This is a genomic window from Halogeometricum sp. S3BR5-2, assembly GCF_031624635.1.
GTDB classification, from domain to species: Archaea; Halobacteriota; Halobacteria; order Halobacteriales; family Haloferacaceae; genus Halogeometricum; species Halogeometricum luteum.
Map to the genome: position 1 here is coordinate 115,934 of NZ_JAMQOQ010000006.1, position 15,226 is coordinate 131,159.

15 protein-coding genes, 1 tRNA gene and 1 pseudogene are annotated in these 15,226 nt (G+C 68.2%); 11 read left to right on the forward strand and 6 right to left on the reverse strand.

The window, feature by feature from the left end; translation table 11 throughout:
- The first annotated feature begins 75 nt into the window (after window positions 1–75).
- The 3 genes from NDI79_RS19380 to NDI79_RS19390 all read left to right on the forward strand — a co-directional run bounded on the left by NDI79_RS19380 (window position 76) and on the right by NDI79_RS19390 (window position 2,420).
- The gene (locus tag NDI79_RS19380; RefSeq protein ID WP_310930342.1) at window positions 76–651 is read left to right on the forward strand and encodes a DUF7504 family protein; all 576 of its coding nucleotides are present in this window, start codon (window positions 76–78) and stop codon (window positions 649–651) included.
- A gap of 96 nt (window positions 652–747) precedes the next feature.
- Window positions 748–2,079: an MFS transporter gene (locus tag NDI79_RS19385; RefSeq protein ID WP_310930343.1), complete on the forward strand. Its 1,332-nt coding sequence runs from the start codon at window positions 748–750 to the stop codon at window positions 2,077–2,079.
- Between the two features lie 23 nt (window positions 2,080–2,102).
- Entirely contained in the window at window positions 2,103–2,420 is a 318-nt protein-coding gene (locus NDI79_RS19390; protein WP_310930345.1) for a DUF7536 family protein, read from the forward strand.
- A 5-nt stretch (window positions 2,421–2,425) separates the two neighbouring features.
- On the opposite strand, the gene NDI79_RS19395 is transcribed toward NDI79_RS19390, so the two are convergent.
- The 3 genes from NDI79_RS19395 to NDI79_RS19405 all read right to left on the reverse strand — a co-directional run bounded on the left by NDI79_RS19395 (window position 2,426) and on the right by NDI79_RS19405 (window position 4,835).
- Window positions 2,426–2,737, reverse strand: a complete 312-nt coding sequence (locus NDI79_RS19395; protein WP_310930346.1) for a HalOD1 output domain-containing protein — start codon at window positions 2,735–2,737, stop codon at window positions 2,426–2,428.
- Window positions 2,738–2,867: 130 nt separating this feature from the next.
- Entirely contained in the window at window positions 2,868–3,509 is a 642-nt protein-coding gene (locus NDI79_RS19400; RefSeq protein WP_310930347.1) for a helix-turn-helix domain-containing protein, read from the reverse strand.
- A gap of 102 nt (window positions 3,510–3,611) precedes the next feature.
- The gene (locus NDI79_RS19405; protein ID WP_310930348.1) at window positions 3,612–4,835 is read right to left on the reverse strand and encodes a potassium channel family protein; all 1,224 of its coding nucleotides are present in this window, start codon (window positions 4,833–4,835) and stop codon (window positions 3,612–3,614) included.
- A 263-nt stretch (window positions 4,836–5,098) separates the two neighbouring features.
- Here NDI79_RS19405 and citZ point away from each other — a divergent pair, with 263 nt between their 5' ends.
- Window positions 5,099–6,238 carry a citrate synthase gene (citZ, locus tag NDI79_RS19410; protein WP_310930349.1) on the forward strand — a complete coding sequence of 380 codons (1,140 nt, stop codon included), beginning with the start codon at window positions 5,099–5,101 and terminating at the stop codon, window positions 6,236–6,238.
- A gap of 26 nt (window positions 6,239–6,264) precedes the next feature.
- Here citZ and NDI79_RS19415 read toward each other — a convergent pair.
- Both NDI79_RS19415 and NDI79_RS19420 read right to left on the reverse strand, forming a co-directional pair.
- A pseudogene (locus NDI79_RS19415) lies at window positions 6,265–7,206 on the reverse strand (formate/nitrite transporter family protein); the annotation flags it as partial.
- Between the two features lie 69 nt (window positions 7,207–7,275).
- The gene (locus tag NDI79_RS19420; protein ID WP_310930351.1) at window positions 7,276–8,655 is read right to left on the reverse strand and encodes an MATE family efflux transporter; all 1,380 of its coding nucleotides are present in this window, start codon (window positions 8,653–8,655) and stop codon (window positions 7,276–7,278) included.
- Window positions 8,656–8,726: 71 nt separating this feature from the next.
- Here NDI79_RS19420 and NDI79_RS19425 point away from each other — a divergent pair, with 71 nt between their 5' ends.
- From NDI79_RS19425 to thsB, 7 genes are all read left to right on the forward strand, one after another.
- Entirely contained in the window at window positions 8,727–9,119 is a 393-nt protein-coding gene (locus NDI79_RS19425) for a gamma-glutamylcyclotransferase family protein (RefSeq protein ID WP_310930352.1), read from the forward strand.
- A gap of 260 nt (window positions 9,120–9,379) precedes the next feature.
- Window positions 9,380–10,591, forward strand: a complete 1,212-nt coding sequence (ilvA, locus tag NDI79_RS19430) for a threonine ammonia-lyase (RefSeq protein ID WP_310930353.1) — start codon at window positions 9,380–9,382, stop codon at window positions 10,589–10,591.
- A gap of 86 nt (window positions 10,592–10,677) precedes the next feature.
- On the forward strand, window positions 10,678–11,064 hold the full coding sequence (locus NDI79_RS19435; protein WP_310930354.1) for a Rid family detoxifying hydrolase: 387 nt from the start codon (window positions 10,678–10,680) through the stop codon (window positions 11,062–11,064).
- On the forward strand, window positions 11,061–11,267 hold the full coding sequence (locus NDI79_RS19440) for a DUF7981 family protein (protein ID WP_310930355.1): 207 nt from the start codon (window positions 11,061–11,063) through the stop codon (window positions 11,265–11,267). The genes NDI79_RS19435 and NDI79_RS19440 overlap by 4 nt, the downstream gene beginning before the upstream one ends.
- 27 nt (window positions 11,268–11,294) lie before the next feature.
- Window positions 11,295–11,375: transfer RNA gene (locus NDI79_RS19445), tRNA-Ser, on the forward strand.
- A gap of 367 nt (window positions 11,376–11,742) precedes the next feature.
- Window positions 11,743–11,922 (forward strand): hypothetical protein, encoded by a 180-nt coding sequence (locus tag NDI79_RS19450; protein WP_310930356.1) that lies wholly within the window; start codon window positions 11,743–11,745, stop codon window positions 11,920–11,922.
- A gap of 352 nt (window positions 11,923–12,274) precedes the next feature.
- Window positions 12,275–13,909, forward strand: a complete 1,635-nt coding sequence (thsB, locus tag NDI79_RS19455; protein WP_310930560.1) for a thermosome subunit beta — start codon at window positions 12,275–12,277, stop codon at window positions 13,907–13,909.
- Window positions 13,910–14,051: 142 nt separating this feature from the next.
- Here the strand turns inward: thsB and NDI79_RS19460 are convergent, their stop codons facing one another.
- The gene (locus tag NDI79_RS19460; protein WP_310930357.1) at window positions 14,052–15,059 is read right to left on the reverse strand and encodes a cupredoxin domain-containing protein; all 1,008 of its coding nucleotides are present in this window, start codon (window positions 15,057–15,059) and stop codon (window positions 14,052–14,054) included.
- Window positions 15,060–15,226: the final 167 nt, after the last annotated feature.

Here is a 15,226-nt window from a genome sequence, read left to right on the forward strand (position 1 = left end):
TGAAAAATATGGGTATATACCGACACTATGTCCGCGGAATTGAAACCGGAGACGTTCCGACGAGCGCTTCTCCGAATGAAGCAAGGCGGCTGCTCCATCCTCGTTAGCTGCGACGACGACCTGTGTACGAAGCGGGCGAGTCGCCGGACGCTCGGTTCGCTCCCCGAGTACCCGCGCGTCGTCGTGACGGCCGAGGAGGACGACGAGACGCTGCGAGAGCGACTGCCCCGCGGCGTCGACACCGGCAGCGAGTCCGTCTCCGTGGTCAACTTCCGGGGCATCCTCGACGAGGCGTCGACGCCGCAGGACGGGGCCGACGGCCTGCGCGACACCGTCTGCGACGCCGTGGACACGTTCGACGCGTCGGGGTCGCTGGGGCCGGGCGAACTCCGCCTCAGCGTCGACTCGATGGCGGAACTCACGGAGACGGTGGGCGACGACCGGACCGTCGACCTCCTCGGCGGCGTCACCGACTCCGTCGTCGGCGTCCGCGGCATGGCCTACTACCACGTCGACGCCGACGACACGCCGTTCCGGGACTCGCTCGCGGCGTCCTGCGACGCCCAAGTGGACGTCCGCTCCGAGGACGACAGGATATACCAGCGCTGGCACCTCCCGGAGCACGGGTCGACGCGCTGGCTCCACCTGTAGAGGCGTATCGAACGTCCTGTTCGTCAACGTTTAGCACACCCCGGGGCAGTTCCGCACGACCGGGAGAGACTTCTTCTCGCAGTCGAATGCGGGCGTATGGCAGACGGCGAGACGAACGACCCCGACGCGCTCTCGACGTTTCGAAGCTTCTTCGCCCTCGACGGCGACGTCTTGGTCCTCTCGGCGGCGATGTTCGCGTTCAGCCTCGGCTTCCAGATGACGGGGCGGTACATGCCGCGGTACCTGAGCGTCCTCGGCGCCGGGAGCGTCGCCATCGGACTGTACGGAAGCTTCGGCAACCTCATCAGCGCCGTCTACCCCTACCCCGGCGGCGCCCTCTCGGACCGCATCGGGTCGCGGGCGTCGCTGACCGCGTTCGGTCTCGCCTCCACCGTCGGCTTCCTCGTCTGGGCGTTCGCGGGCGCCTTCGGGACGGTGACGCTCCCGGGGTTCGCCCTCGGACCGTTCGCCGTCGACCCCGTGCTGCTCCCCGTCGGCATCTTCGTCGGCCTGCTGTTGGCGCAGGCGTGGAAGTCGTTCGGCCTCGGCGCGACGTTCGCCATCGTCAAGCAGAGCGTCCCGCCGGACCGCCTCGCGACGGGGTTCGCCAGCACCGAGACGTTCCGCCGGACCGCCTTCCTCCTCGGCCCCCTGTTCGCCGCGGGCGTCCTCTCGCTGTTCGCCTTCGAGACCGGTTTTCGAATCGTCCTCGTCGTCGCCGCCCTGTTCGCCGCCGCGGCGACGGTGGCCCAGCACGTCCTCTACGACGCCGAGGGCGACAGCGTCGGAAAGACCTTCGAGGGCGTCGCCACCGTCGTCTCGGACCTGCGCGGGATGCCCGCCGGCCTCCGACCGCTGCTCGTCGGCGACACGCTCGTCCGCTTCGCCAACGGCATGGTGTACGTCTTCTTCGTCATCGTCGTCGTCGAGTTCCTCGGCGTCGGCCTCTCGGTTCCCCCGCTGGGCGTGACGCTCTCGCCGGACGCCTTCTTCGGCGTCCTCCTCGCCGTCGAGATGGCCGTCGCCCTCCTCACGATGGTGCCGGTGGCGAAACTCGCCCGCCGCGTCGGCCTCAAACCCGTCGTCGCCGTCGGCTTCGCCGTCTACGCGATATTCCCCGTCCTCCTCGTCAACGCCCCCGACAGCGCCCTCGTCGTGACGCTGCTGTTCGCCTTCTCGGGGCTCCGGTTCGCCGGCCTACCCGCGCACAAGGCGCTCATCGTCGGCCCCGCCGAGGAGAACGCGGGCGGGCGCGTCGTCGGCTCCTACTACCTCCTTCGTAACACCATCACCATCCCCTCGGCGGCCGTCGGCGGCTGGCTCTACGCGAGAGACCCCGAGACGGCGTTTCTCGTCGCCACGGCGGTCGGAGTACTCGGGACGGGCTACTTCCTCGCGTTCGGCCGCGAGTTCGACGCGTACGCCTGAACGAGGCGGATTCCGACGAGGCTATGCGCCCGGAGAGAGAAGTGAGAGTCGTGAGCGACGAGGTTCCCGGGCGGCCGCCGCAGGGCGGACTCGTCCACGCGTTGCACGTCCCGCGGAACGCGAAAGCCGGCGCCGCCGTCGGCGTCGGCCTCGCGGCTCTCGCCTACCTGTTCCGCGTCCTCGAACTGCTCGGCCCGTTCGCCGGGACGCAACAGTACCCGCTCCTCGGCGCCGAGGGCTGGTTCGCCGTGCTGGCGTTCGTCCTCGCGTCGTCGACGGCGCTCCTCGTGACCGCGGCGCTGACGCTCGTCTCGGCGTACCGACTCGCCAAAGAGGTCTGACGGGGTTACGCGGCGTCGGCGTCTTCCGCGGGCGGCGCGGCGCCGTCGCCGGACCGCGCCTCGTCCGGGGGCGCGACGGAGACGGCGCCGCCCGGACCGACTTCGACGTCGCAGCCCTCGTACTCGAAGGAGACGACGGTGCGGCCGTTCCCCGCCAGCGCCGAGAGCGCCTCTACGTCCACCTCTCGCGCCAACGGCGGGAGGTCCAGCGGGTCGCGGTCCAGCGTCCGGGCGATGGCCCTGACGAGTCGAACCTCGAACCGCTCTCCCGTGCCGTCGTCGGTTCCGTCCGGCGGGCCGGACGCGTCGGCCGTCACGGCCGTCCCCCCGACTCCCCCTCGGTCGGCGCGTCCGCCGCGTCGTCGTCGAAAAGCGCCACTCCACACATTCGTGCTACAGACCACCACGGAGACAGGAATGAGTCTCTACGTTGATTTGTCCGGGAATTTAAGAGTGGCGCGTCGTACCGCCGACGGCGTCCGCCGCCAGCGGCGAGAGCGCGCGTCTGAGGCGCTCGGAGACGGCCTGCTTGGAGACGTCGAGTTCCGCGGCGAGGTCCGACAGGGTGGCCGACCGCGGCACCTCGAAGTAGCCCTCGCGGACCGCCACCGTCAGCGTCCGCCGCTGGACCTCAGTTATCCGCGTCTTCGTCTCCTCGGCGCGCGACTCGTCGCGGAGGCGCCGGAGTTCGAGCGAGGTACAGGTGTCGTCGACCCGTCGCCGGAACGCCGTCAGGTCGTCGAACTCCGCAAAGCGGAGGCGGAACCGCCACCGCTGGCCGGCGGCCGCCTCGACCACCGTCGCCTCCCGGAGGAGCGGTCGGAGGACCGATTCCGCCGCGGCGGACCACGAGAGCCGATACCGCGTCCCCGCGGGCGAGTCGTCGAGTTCGACGAGCGACTCGACGGCCGCGTCCGCGCGGGCCGACGCGGCGAACGCCTCGGCGTCGCCGGAGACGCGGAGGAGCGAGAGCGGGGTCGACGGGGCGGAGACGACCCGTTCGAACTCGACGCGGCCGGTCCAGTCGGTCGGGACTCGACCCAACAGGAGATCCGTCCGGGGAAGCGAGAACTCCGCGACGAGACTCACGTCTGGGTATCGGAAATGAGCGGGATAACTGTTGTCGAACCGATTACCTGAGATACCAGTCGATTCCGAAACGTTCGGAGCGTCCGCTCCGGCGGGGTCGCCTCACGCCTCGAACTGCTGCGGGTCGTCGAGGAGTTCGCCGAGGCGTTCGGCGCCCGCGCGGGTTCCCTTGGCGATGAGGACGTCCTCGGGGCGGAGCGCGGTGGTCGGACCGGGTTGGACGACCCACTCGCTGCCGTCGGCGCGGCGGACGGCGATGACGCGCATCCCCGTCTCCGTCTTGACCATCCGGTCGCCCAGCGTCTCGCCCGCCAGCGAACTGTCCGGACCGACGCGGAAGCGGACGATTATCTCGTCGGACTCCTCGACGGCGGCGGCGACGACGGGGTGGGCGTCGATGCCGCGCAGGACGCCCTCGGAGATTTCGAGGGCGGCGTCGGAGATGACCTCCGTCGCGGAGGCGATGTGGACGAGGCCGCGCAGTTGCACGGGGTCGTCGACGCGTTCGGCGGCGCGGAGCACCCACGCCTCGAAACGCGACTTGAGGGCGTCCACCTCCGCCTCCAACTCGGATACTTCCTCGGCCACGTCCTCGGAGTCGAACAGCACCGACCCGTACGCGAGGTCGACGGCCAGTTCGCTCATGTCCTTCATCAGGATGATGGAGTCGACGGCGCGTTCGAGGTCCTCGATGGGCGAATCGTGCGTTTCGGGGAGTTCGAACGGCGTGCCGGCGGCCGCCTCGAAGACGGTCCGTATGCCGCTCTGAGGGCCGCGAAGGAGGAGGATGTCGCCCCCCTCGACAGTCGTCTCGTGGTGGGGGTTGGTTATCCACCGGCGCTTGCCCGTCGCCGACCGGCGGCGGATGGCGATGACGCGGACGCCCGTCTCCGTCTCCATGTTTATCTCGGCGAGCGAACGGCCCGCGTACGCCGAGGCGTCCGCGACGGTGGCGCGCACCAGCATCTCCGTCGCCTCCGGGAGGGCCGAGCGCATGGCGTCCGGCAGACCGATGTCTTCGAGGACCACCTTGGCGATGTCGCCCGCGGCGTTGGATATCTTCTCGGCGGCGCTGATGACGCCGAGGACGGGAGCGAGCTGCTCGGCGTCCTCGGGGGTCCGCGCGGCCATGAGGAGGCTCATCCGACCCTGCAGTTGCAGCACGTCCATGCGCGCTTCGAGTTCGAGCACCTCGCGGGCGATGTCGTCGCTCCCGTTGAGGACCGCGGAGAACGAGAGGTCGATGAGGAGTTCGGCCGTGTCCTTCATCTCGGCCAGCACCTCCTTCACGCTGACCGGTTCGTACTCCACGTCCTCGGGGTTCATGAGACGACCTTCTGCCCGTCGTGTGAAAAGGTTTGTTAGCGACAACGTCTGTCGAATCTCTTACGCGAAGCGGCTATATCTCCGTGCCGGTGCGAGAGGCCCTGACACACGCCGAACCGAACGAATCGCGTTTCGAGGAGGCGGAGGCTCGCTCGCGAACGGGCGACGGACCGGGGTTCCGTCGAATTATTATTCGACGACTGTCGAAAAATTCTTGGGGTGAACGATAACGCTTTTTTGAGACGGACGGGAACGATAACAGTATGTCAGACGAGTTAAAGCGGGGTCTCGAAGGCGTTCTCGTTGCTGAGTCGGAACTGAGCCACATCGACGGGGACGCCGGAGAGCTGGTGTATCGCGGGTACGCCATCGAAGACCTCGCGCCCGACGCGTCGTACGAGGAAGTCGTCTACCTCCTCTGGCACGGGGATCTTCCGACGCGCGAGGAACTCGACGAGTTCTCCGAGCAGATGTCGAAGGAACGCGAACTCGACGACGGCGTGCTGGCGGAGATTCGGGAACTCGCCGACGCCGACGAGGTGCCGATGGCGGCGCTCAGAACCGTCGTCTCGTCGCTGTCGGCGTACGACGAGGACGCCGACCACGAGGACGTGACCGACCGCGAGGCGAACGTCCGGAAGGGCCGCCGCATCACGGCGAAGATACCGACGGCGCTCGCGGCGTTCAACCGCCTCCGAAACGGCGAGGAGGTCGTGAGCCCCCGGCAGGACCTCGGGCACGCCGCGAACTTCCTCTACATGCTCAACGGCGAGGAACCCGACGAGGTGCTCGCGGACACGTTCGACATGGCCCTCGTCCTGCACGCCGACCACGGGCTGAACGCCTCGACGTTCTCGGCGATGGTCACGGCGTCGACGCTGTCGGACGTGCACAGCGCCGTCACCTCGGCCGTCGGGACGCTGGCGGGGTCGCTGCACGGCGGCGCGAACGCCAACGTGATGAACATGCTCAAGGAGATAGACGACAGCGACAAAAACCCCAAGAAGTGGGTGCAGGACGCCCTCGAAGGCGGCCGCCGGGTGCCCGGGTTCGGTCACCGCGTCTACAACGTGAAGGACCCGCGGGCCGTCATCCTCGGCGAGAAGTCGGAGGAACTCGGGGAGGCCGCGGGCGACATGAAGTGGTACGACTACTCCGTCGCCATCGAGGAGTACATCTCCGAGGAGAAGGGTCTCGCGCCGAACGTCGACTTCTACTCCGCGTCGACGTACTACCAGATGGGCATCCCCGTCGACATCTACACGCCCATCTTCGCGATGTCCCGCGTCGGCGGGTGGGTCGCCCACGTCCTCGAACAGTACGAGGACAACCGTCTCATTCGTCCCCGCGCCCGCTACGTCGGCGACGAGGACCGCTCGTTCGCACCCGTCGACGAGCGGTAACCGGCCGTACGACCGCGTTACTTCTCCTCTTTCTCGTCTCGAACCGGGACGTACGACCGACCGTTCCCGCGTCCGAAGAGCCACTCTCTCGTCGATAGCTTCCGTTCCGCGCCGTCCCTGCGGGCGATGTCGAGACGCTCCTCCGTCGTCTGGAAGTAGTTGACGACGGTGACGAGGACGACGCCGCCGAGGGTGTTCCCGAGGAGGACGGGGAGCACGAACCCGGCCAAACCGGGGAGGAACGCCACCTGTCCGACGAGGGCGAGGTACGTCAGTTCCGTGAACGAGACGACGGAGTGATAGAGGTTACCGAACGGTATCGCCAGGAACGCGACGTAGACGACGAGGAATCGCGTGGTGCTGTCGTTGACGGCGTACACCAACCAGACGACGCCCGCGACGATGAGGCCGGCGAACGCCGCCTTGTAGAAGAGGTCCCAGAACGGCGTCTCGACGCCCTTCGTCGCGAGGTAGGCGGCGGCGGCCGCGGCGTCGGTCGAGAGCACGCCGGTCCGGGCGAGGATGAGCGCTCCGAGGCCGCCGCCGACGAAGTTACCGAGGATGACGACGGACCAGATGGCGAGTAGCCGGGGGACGCTCGCCAGTCGCTCCAAGACGAGTACGACCGGCGGGAGCGTGTTCTCGGTGTACAGTTGGTACCCCCCGATGATGATGAACACGAACCCGAGCGGGTAGAGCAGCGCACTCAGCACCGGGTCGCGGCCGGTCGCCGCCGTCATCGACGCGTACAGGAGGTAGGTCACGGTGATGGCGAACCCCGCGGCGAGGGCGCTGAAGAACAGTTCCCGGACGCCCGTCGTCGCCTCCTCGTCCGCGGCGGCGACGATTCGCTGGAACACCTCGTGGGTCTCGAACTGGTCTCTGACGACGCCGCCGACGGCAGGCGCGCCGCGCCGCGACCGCTCGATGGCCTGTCGAACCGTCTCGTCGTCCGGTGAATCGTCCATGGCGTTCGGCTACGGACGCTCGCGGAAAAATCCATCCGTCGCGTCGAGAACGAAACCCCGCCGCGGCGCTCAGTCGTCGCCCTCGACGCTCCCCCGTTCGCGCAGGAGGCCCGCCGCCGTCCCCGTCCAGTCGGCGTACCGAAAGGCGACGAGGACGAACAGGCTCATCCACGCGTACGCGAGGAACACGCCGACGTAGACGCCGAACAGCCCCATCCCCAACCGCTCGACGGCGAGGTAGGAGAAGCCGACGAAGAAGCCGAACATCCCCGTCAGCCGCGCGAGGAAGGGGAGCCGCGTCGCCCCCGCGCCCTGCAACGCGCCCGAGAGCGAGACGAACAGCGCCAAGAGCGGGGCCGAGAGGCCGTAGACGACGGCGAACTCGGCGGCGTACTCGAGCGCGGCGGTCGACCCGCCGAAGCCGAGGGCGGCGACGACGGGGTCGGCGAGGGCGACGAGCAGGAGACCGATGACGCCGACGGTGCCGAGGGCGAGGGCGGCCGTCGCCCACCCCTCGTACCGGGCCGTCGCCGGGTCCTCCCGGCCGAGCGCCTGCCCGACGAGGACGCTCGCGGCGACGTTGTAGCCGCGGACGAGCGGTCCCGTCACCTGCTGGTAGACGCGCCGGCCGATCTGGAACCCCGCGTTGGCCACGTCGCCGAACGAGAGCAGCAGGGCGTTGAACGGGAACTCCGCGAGTTCGGCCGTGAACCCCTCGGCTATCCGAGGGAGGCTGACGCGCACGAGTTGCGCGCCGACCGTAGGGTCCGTCGGCCGCGCGAACGCGACGGGCGAGGACGGGCGGTAAGTGGCGGCGAGGAGGAGAGCGGCCGAGAGCACGTTGGCCGCCGAGGTGGCGAGGCCGACGCCGAAGACGCCGAGTCGCGGGAGGCCGGCGAGTCCGAACCCGAGGCCGACGGACAGCGAGACGTTGAGCACGTTGGCGACGACGTTGACGTACATCGGGGTGCGGGTGTCGCCGAGGCCCTGCAGGGCGCGCGCGGCGACGAGGACGACGAGTCGGGCGGGCGCGGTGGCGAAGATGACCGCGAGGTACGTGCCGCCGAGTTCGACCGCCCGGTCGCTGGCGGGGAACAGACCGACGAGGACGTCGCCGGCGAGGAAGCCGGCGAGGACGAACGGCAGGCCGACGAGGAGGGCGACGAGTATCGCTTGCGTCACCGCCTCGTTGCGGTTGGCGTCGGCGCCGCTTCCGGTGTCCTGACTGGAGAGGGCGATGGCGGCGCCGCCGAGGCCGAGGCCGATGCGGAGCGGAAAGCGGGCGAACAGGTCCGCGAGGCCGATGGCCACGACGGCGGCGGGCGACAGCGCCGCGGTCACCAGCACGTCGACGGTGCGCATGAGCGTCCGCGTCGTCTGCTCGGCCATGACGGGCCACGCCAGCGAGAACACGCGTCGCCAGACGCCGCGGAGTCGCCCCCAGTTCATGCGGCCACGAGTCGCGGGGCGCGCTTGACGATACCGGAAACGGAAGGTGTCTCGGCGCCGAACGGCCGCCCATGCCGTCGTTCTTCGTCTACGGTACGCTGACCGACCGCGTACAGGTGGACCGTCTCCTCGACGAGTGGTCGTTCGGACCCGACGCGCGCGTCGACGGACTTCACCGCGCCGAGGGGCGCTACCCGACGCTGGCGCCCGGCGGGTCCGTCTCCGGGCGCCTGCTCGAAACCGACGACGCGGCGACGCTGGACGCCTACGAGGGCGTCGACTCCGGCCTGTACGTCCGCGTCGAACTCCCGCGTACGGACGGCGAGCACGCCTTCGCCTACGTCGGCGACGCCGCCCGCCTGAACGCGGACGCCGAGTGGCCCGGCGACGGCGACCTGCGGACCCGCGTCGAGCAGTATTTGTCAGAGAACAGAGTTGTGGTCGAAACGGGAGAATCAGGATAAGACGGACGAACGACGGCCGTCAGACGCGGAGTTCAGGGCGCCTCCGTCTCCCGATTTTACTTTCACCGCGCCTGGGGGACGTTTATGTAGCAGCCGGTCGGTAGAACAACTGCACGTCACGCGCGTGCATTCCCCCTTACACTTCTCCGAGCCGCCGCGCCCGGGAGCGCACGCCGGGTTGAGTTCCCGCCGGCGCACAAATTGTCGCCTCCGAAAGCGTAATGCGAACGCTTACCCGGTGGGCCGCGGAACCGCGGCGTATGATTTCGCTTGCCGACATCGAGGCGGCGCGCGACCGGGTCGAGGAGGTCGCGAAGCGCACGCCCCTGGACTACTCGTACACGTTCTCGGAGATGACCGGGGCGGCGGTCCACCTGAAGTTGGAGAACAACCAGCGGACGGGGTCGTTCAAGATACGCGGCGCGATGAACCGTATCGCGACGCTCTCCGAGGAGGAGAAGGAGGCGGGCGTCGTGACCGCCAGCGCCGGCAACCACGCGCAGGGCGTCGCCCTCGCGGCGACCCGGACGGGCGTGGACTCGACGGTGGTGATGCCCGAGCACGCCCCCATCTCGAAGGTGAAGGCGACGCGCCGGTACGGCGGACGGGCGGTGCTGCACGGCGCGGACTACGACGAGGCGCAGGCGCGGGCGCACGAGATAGAGGCCGAGGAGGGCCGCACCTACGTCCACGCGTTCGACGACGACTACGTGATGGCCGGGCAGGGCACCATCGGCCTCGAAATCGTCGAGGACTGCCCCGACCTGGACACCGTCGTCGTCCCCATCGGCGGCGGCGGCCTCATCTCCGGCATCGCCACCGCGGTGAAGGCGCAACTGCCCGACGCGCGCGTCGTCGGCGTGCAGGCGGAGGGCGCCTCCAGCGTGGCCGAGTCGCTCCGGAAGGGGTCGGTCCACGAACTCGACAGCGTCAACACCATCGCCGACGGCATCGCCACGCGCCGCGTCGGCGACAAGCCGTTCGAGGTCATCCGAGAGCGCGTCGACGAGGTGGTCACCGTCTCCGACGAGGAGATAGCCGTGGCGCTCACCTACCTGCTCGAACGCTCGAAGACGCTGGTCGAGGGGGCGGGCGCCGTCGCCCTCGCCGCCCTGGTCTTCGAGAAGTTCGACTACGAGGAGGGAGAGGTGGTCGTGCCGGCCCTCTGCGGCGGCAACATCGACATGAACCAACTCACCACCGTCGTCATGCGCGGCCTCGTCGAGACGGGCCGATATCTGAAGGTGCGGACGGTGCTCCGGGACCGACCGGGCGCCCTCCACGACCTGCTGTCGGTCATCGCCGACGCACAGGCGAACATCTACGCCATCCGCCACGACCGGACCTCCCGGGAGATAGGCATGAACGAGACGGACGTGGAACTCGACTTGGAGACGCGCGGGCACGACCACGTCGAGGACCTGCTGTCGGCCCTCCGCGAACGGGGCTACGCGGTCGAAGTTCTCGTCTGAGTCGCGGCCGGGGTCCGCCGAGACGACGCGGAAAGTAAACCCGCAGTTCTCTCGGTTTTAAGTCCGACGAGGGTAAGACAGCGCGTGTGAAGCGAACTATCAGCACGGACGACGCCCCCGCGGCGGTGGGCGCGTACAGTCAGGCGACGACGAACGGTTCTATTCTGTTCACGGCCGGGCAGATTCCGCTCACGCCGGACGGAGAACTCCTCGACGACGAGGACGTCGCCACGCAGACCGAGCGGTCGCTCGACAACGTGATGGCCATCCTCGAATCGGAGGGCGCGGACGCCTCGGACGTGCTCAAGGTGAACGTCTACCTCGACGACATCGACGACTTCGAGGAGATGAACGAGACGTACGCGACGTACTTCGAGGAGGAACCGCCGGCCCGGAGCGCCCTCGAAGTCGGCGCCCTGCCGAAGGGGGCGAGCGTCGAGATAGAGGCCATCGCCGACGTGTCGGAGGAGTGACACCGCGCGCCCGGTCGGCGGCGCTGTGGGGTCTCGTGGGGACGCTGTCGTTTCTCGTCCTCGTACAGGGCTACCGCCTCCTCGTCGGACCGTTGGGCATCGGGTTCGGCGCGACGGCCGCCGTCGCCGTCCTCGTCGGACTCGTGGTCACCGCCGCGACGTACGCCACCGAGCACCGTCTCAGCGCGAAAGGAAGGACTTAAACGCATCACCGGGCTACCTCGAATCGAGCCGGGATGGCCGAGTGGTAAGGCGCACGCCTGGAAAGCGTGTTCCCTTTGGGATCCAGGGTTCAAATCCCTGTCCCGGCGTTTCTGACGCGACTACCCGACGAGCACCGCGTAGCGTGTGCTCGTCGCCGCGAGCGTCGAAGCGACGCCGAGGGGATTTGAATCAGGGAGCGAAGCGACCGTGGTTCAAATCCCTGTCCCGGCGTTCTATTGACTCTACCCTCCGGCGAAGCGTTTCATCGCCGAGCGACAGCGATGGAGTCTAGACAGGTACGAAGGGGTTTGTGCAGCGAGCACCGCGAAGCGGTACGAGTGAGTTCAAATCCCTGTCCCGACCTCCCCTGCTGCTCGGACGAGAACGACACGAGTCGGACAGCGAGCCGCCGACTTCACCGTGCGAACCTATCCCAAAGATTGATGTTCACACCGCGAGTACGTGTGTTTGACAATGCCAGACACAAAGAACGGCAGGGAGCGCAAAGGTCGTAACAAGCAGAGTCAGCTCCAAGAGAGCCTCTATACCGAAGAGATGGACGCTCTCGACACGGAGGACGAGCTTCCACCGTTCGAGTCCGACCGGTCCCGCGAATCGGAGTTCCTCGCGGACGAGCTTCCCGACAGACGCTGACCGTCCGCCGACCTCCACGACACCCTTTCTTCGCGTCCCGACGCCCGAGCGACGGCGTCGCTCCGTTCGGTGGGCGAGCGTCCCTTCGCTAGCGACTGCGGCGTTCGGGCCGCGGGTTCGTTCCACCGTTCGAGAGTATATAAACAACCCCGCACATCGCGTTTCGACACCGCGTTCGCACGCGCGACGGGCGGACGGCGGCGACGACGGAAACGCGACACGCGGGCTGATTTTCGGGAGGTTCCCTGATTCGTGGTGACACCCCTCACGAGCGACCGTAGCGAAGCTTTTATATAGAATCACAAACAATCCTGCGGTGACTATGAGTCAGCGAATGCAGCAGGGACAGCCCATGATCATCATGGGAGAGGACGCTCAGCGCGTGAAGGACCGCGACGCGCAGGAGTACAACATCAACGCCGCCCGCGCCGTCGCTGAAGCGGTACGCTCCACACTCGGCCCGAAAGGGATGGACAAGATGCTCGTCGACTCGATGGGCGACGTCACCATCACAAACGACGGCGTCACCATCCTCCAGGAGATGGACATCGACAACCCGACGGCCGAGATGATCGTCGAAGTCGCCGAGACGCAGGAGAACGAGGCGGGCGACGGCACGACGACGGCCGTCGCCATCGCCGGCGAACTCCTGAAGAACGCGCAGGACCTCCTCGAACAGGACATCCACCCGACGGCCATCATCAAGGGCTTCCACCTCGCCAGCCAGAAGGCCCGCGAGGAAGTAGACAACGTCGCCGAGTCCGTCGACCCCGGCGACGAGGAACTGCTGAAGAAGGTCGCCGAGACCTCCATGACCGGGAAGAGCTCCGAACTCAACAAGGAGCTCCTCGCCGAACTCATCGTCGAGGCCGTCAACGGCGTCACCGTCGAGGCCAACGACGGTTCCCACGTGGTCGACCTGGAGAACGTCTCCATCGAGACGCAGACGGGTCGCTCCGCCGGCGAGTCCGAACTGCTCAACGGCGCGGTCATCGACAAGGACCCCGTCCACGACGACATGCCGACCGAGTTCGACGAGGCCGACGTGCTCCTCCTCAACGAGCCCATCGAGGTCGAGGAGGCCGACGTCGACACGCAGGTCAGCATCGACTCGCCGGACCAGCTCCAGAAGTTCCTCGACCAGGAGGAGAAACAGCTGAAGGACAAGGTCCAGAAGATCGTCGACTCCGGCGCTGACGTCGTGTTCTGCCAGAAGGGCATCGACGACATGGCCCAGCACTACCTCGCGAAGGAGGGCATCCTCGCGGTCCGTCGGACCAAGAAGTCCGACATGAAGTTCCTGAAGAACGTCGCGGGCGGCTCCATCGTCTCCGACCTCGACAGCCTCACGGACGCCGACCTCGGGACGGCGTCGGTCCGCCGCGACGACGAGGACGACCTGTTCTACGTCGAGGGCCTCGGCGACGAGCGCCACGGCGTCACGATGCTCCTCCGCGGCTCCACCGACCACGTGGTCGACGAACTCGAACGCGGCGTCGAGGACGCCCTCGACGTGGTGGCCACGACCGTTTCCGACGGCCGCGTCCTCGCGGGCGGCGGCGCCATCGAGGTCGAACTCGCCTCGCGCCTCCGCGACTACGCTGACTCCGTCTCCGGCCGCGAACAGCTCGCGGTCGAGGCGTTCGCGGACGCACTCGAACTCGTCCCCCGCGTCCTCGCCGAGAACGCCGGGCTGGACTCCATCGACACGCTCGTCGACCTGCGCTCGGCCCACGAGGACGGCGAGACCCACGCCGGGCTGAACGTCTTCACCGGCGAGGTCGAGGACACCTTCGAGGCGGGCATCGTCGAACCCGCTCACGCGAAGGAGCAGGCGATTTCCTCCGCACAGGAAGCCGCGAACCTCGTCCTCAAAATCGACGACATCATCGCCGCGGGCGACCTGAGCACCAGCGGCGGCGACGACGAGGGCGGCGCCCCCGCCGGCGGCATGGGCGGCATGGGCGGCATGGGCGGCGCGATGTGAAGTAGGGAACAACCCGACTCACACCCCGTTCCGACCTCGAATCGCCGCGCAACCGTCGGCCCGCAGGCCGAACCCGATTTTCTTTCGACGCCGACCCGAGAGCGACCGCTCCGTCACCTGTACAAAAAGCCGAGCGGCGCGGTTACTCGCTCTCCTCGTCGGTCGAGCAGGGCGGGAACCCCTCGACGCGGAGGAACAACTGCTTGCTCTCGGCGGCGAGGTCGTCCCAGTGGACCTCGCCGTCGGCGACGATGTTCTCCGGGTCGAGAGCGGGGTCGCGCAGGACGGTCAGTCCGGTGAACAGGGGGAGGCGCAGTTCGGGTTCGCCGCCCTCGACCTCACCTCCGTCCTCGGTCGGCATCTCCGTCGGGGTCGGCGTCCCGTACTCCGTCGACGTCTCCGTGGCGGTCTCCGTCGACGTCTCGGTCATCGTCGCCGTCGGCGTCTCCGTCTCGGTCGGCACTTCGGTCTCAGTTTCCGTCTCCTCGGGCGGCGCCGCGCAGGGGTCCGGGAGCGGTTCGTACCCCTCCGTGGTCCCCACGACGACGCGCATCACGTGGCCGAACGCCTCGTGCGGGCCGCAGTAGAGGTCGTACACGCCGGGTATCTCGAACGTGTACAGCCAGTACGCCCCGGCGTTCAGCACGGGCGACGAGAAGGGCGGGACGCCCTCGGGGACGCGGCGCATCTCGCCGCGGGCGGGGTGGTACGCCGTGATGGTGTGGTGCGGCGTCGTGTACGAGAACTTCACCGTGTCGCCGGGGTCGACGTACAGACCGCAGGGGTCGTAGTAGAACTCGGGTATCTCCCGTCCCTCGGCCGGCCGGACCAGCAACTCGACCTCGTGGTCGGGTTCGACGGGCGGGGTCACGTCCGGCGAGATGGACGCGTATCCGAACACCGGGTCGGCCGAGGGGGGTTGGTTCGTCCCGTCGTCGGTGTCGTCTTCGGCGTCCCCCTCGTACTCCTCGCCACCGTCCTCGTCGTCGGCCGCCGCGGCCATCCCCCACGCGCCGACGCCGCCGGCGGCGACGGCGCCGATACCAGCCGCGCGCACGAGGGTCCGGCGCCGGAGGGCGAACCCGTCCCGCGGGTCGGGCGTCGTCTCAGCGTCTGTCCGGCCGTCCGAGGCGGTGTCTGGATCTGACATCGAAGTACACATTACGGGGAGCGTAGAAAACCGCTTCTGCGTATTTCGGGAGTGTCAGACCGCCGAGACGCTCTAATTCGCAAAAATGAAAAGTGGTTGAAATTATTCCATGGTCTCTCGACCAGTTCGGTTCGGACAACCGGCGGCGGACGGGGATGTTCGAATAT

What these genes read in the sequence shown, in the direction of transcription:
- thsB (WP_310930560.1), top strand. Translation starts at nt 12,275, where the DNA reads ATGATCATCATGGGAGAGGACGCTCAGCGCGTGAAGGACCGCGACGCG.
- NDI79_RS19450 (WP_310930356.1), top strand. Translation starts at nt 11,743, where the DNA reads ATGCCAGACACAAAGAACGGCAGGGAGCGCAAAGGTCGTAACAAGCAG.
- NDI79_RS19425 (WP_310930352.1), top strand. Translation starts at nt 8,727, where the DNA reads ATGCCGTCGTTCTTCGTCTACGGTACGCTGACCGACCGCGTACAGGTG.
- NDI79_RS19385 (WP_310930343.1), top strand. Translation starts at nt 748, where the DNA reads ATGGCAGACGGCGAGACGAACGACCCCGACGCGCTCTCGACGTTTCGA.
- NDI79_RS19420 (WP_310930351.1), bottom strand. Translation starts at nt 8,655, where the DNA reads ATGAACTGGGGGCGACTCCGCGGCGTCTGGCGACGCGTGTTCTCGCTG.
- ilvA (WP_310930353.1), top strand. Translation starts at nt 9,380, where the DNA reads ATGATTTCGCTTGCCGACATCGAGGCGGCGCGCGACCGGGTCGAGGAG.
- NDI79_RS19380 (WP_310930342.1), top strand. Translation starts at nt 76, where the DNA reads ATGAAGCAAGGCGGCTGCTCCATCCTCGTTAGCTGCGACGACGACCTG.
- citZ (WP_310930349.1), top strand. Translation starts at nt 5,099, where the DNA reads ATGTCAGACGAGTTAAAGCGGGGTCTCGAAGGCGTTCTCGTTGCTGAG.
- NDI79_RS19460 (WP_310930357.1), bottom strand. Translation starts at nt 15,059, where the DNA reads ATGTCAGATCCAGACACCGCCTCGGACGGCCGGACAGACGCTGAGACG.
- NDI79_RS19390 (WP_310930345.1), top strand. Translation starts at nt 2,103, where the DNA reads ATGCGCCCGGAGAGAGAAGTGAGAGTCGTGAGCGACGAGGTTCCCGGG.
- NDI79_RS19405 (WP_310930348.1), bottom strand. Translation starts at nt 4,835, where the DNA reads ATGAACCCCGAGGACGTGGAGTACGAACCGGTCAGCGTGAAGGAGGTG.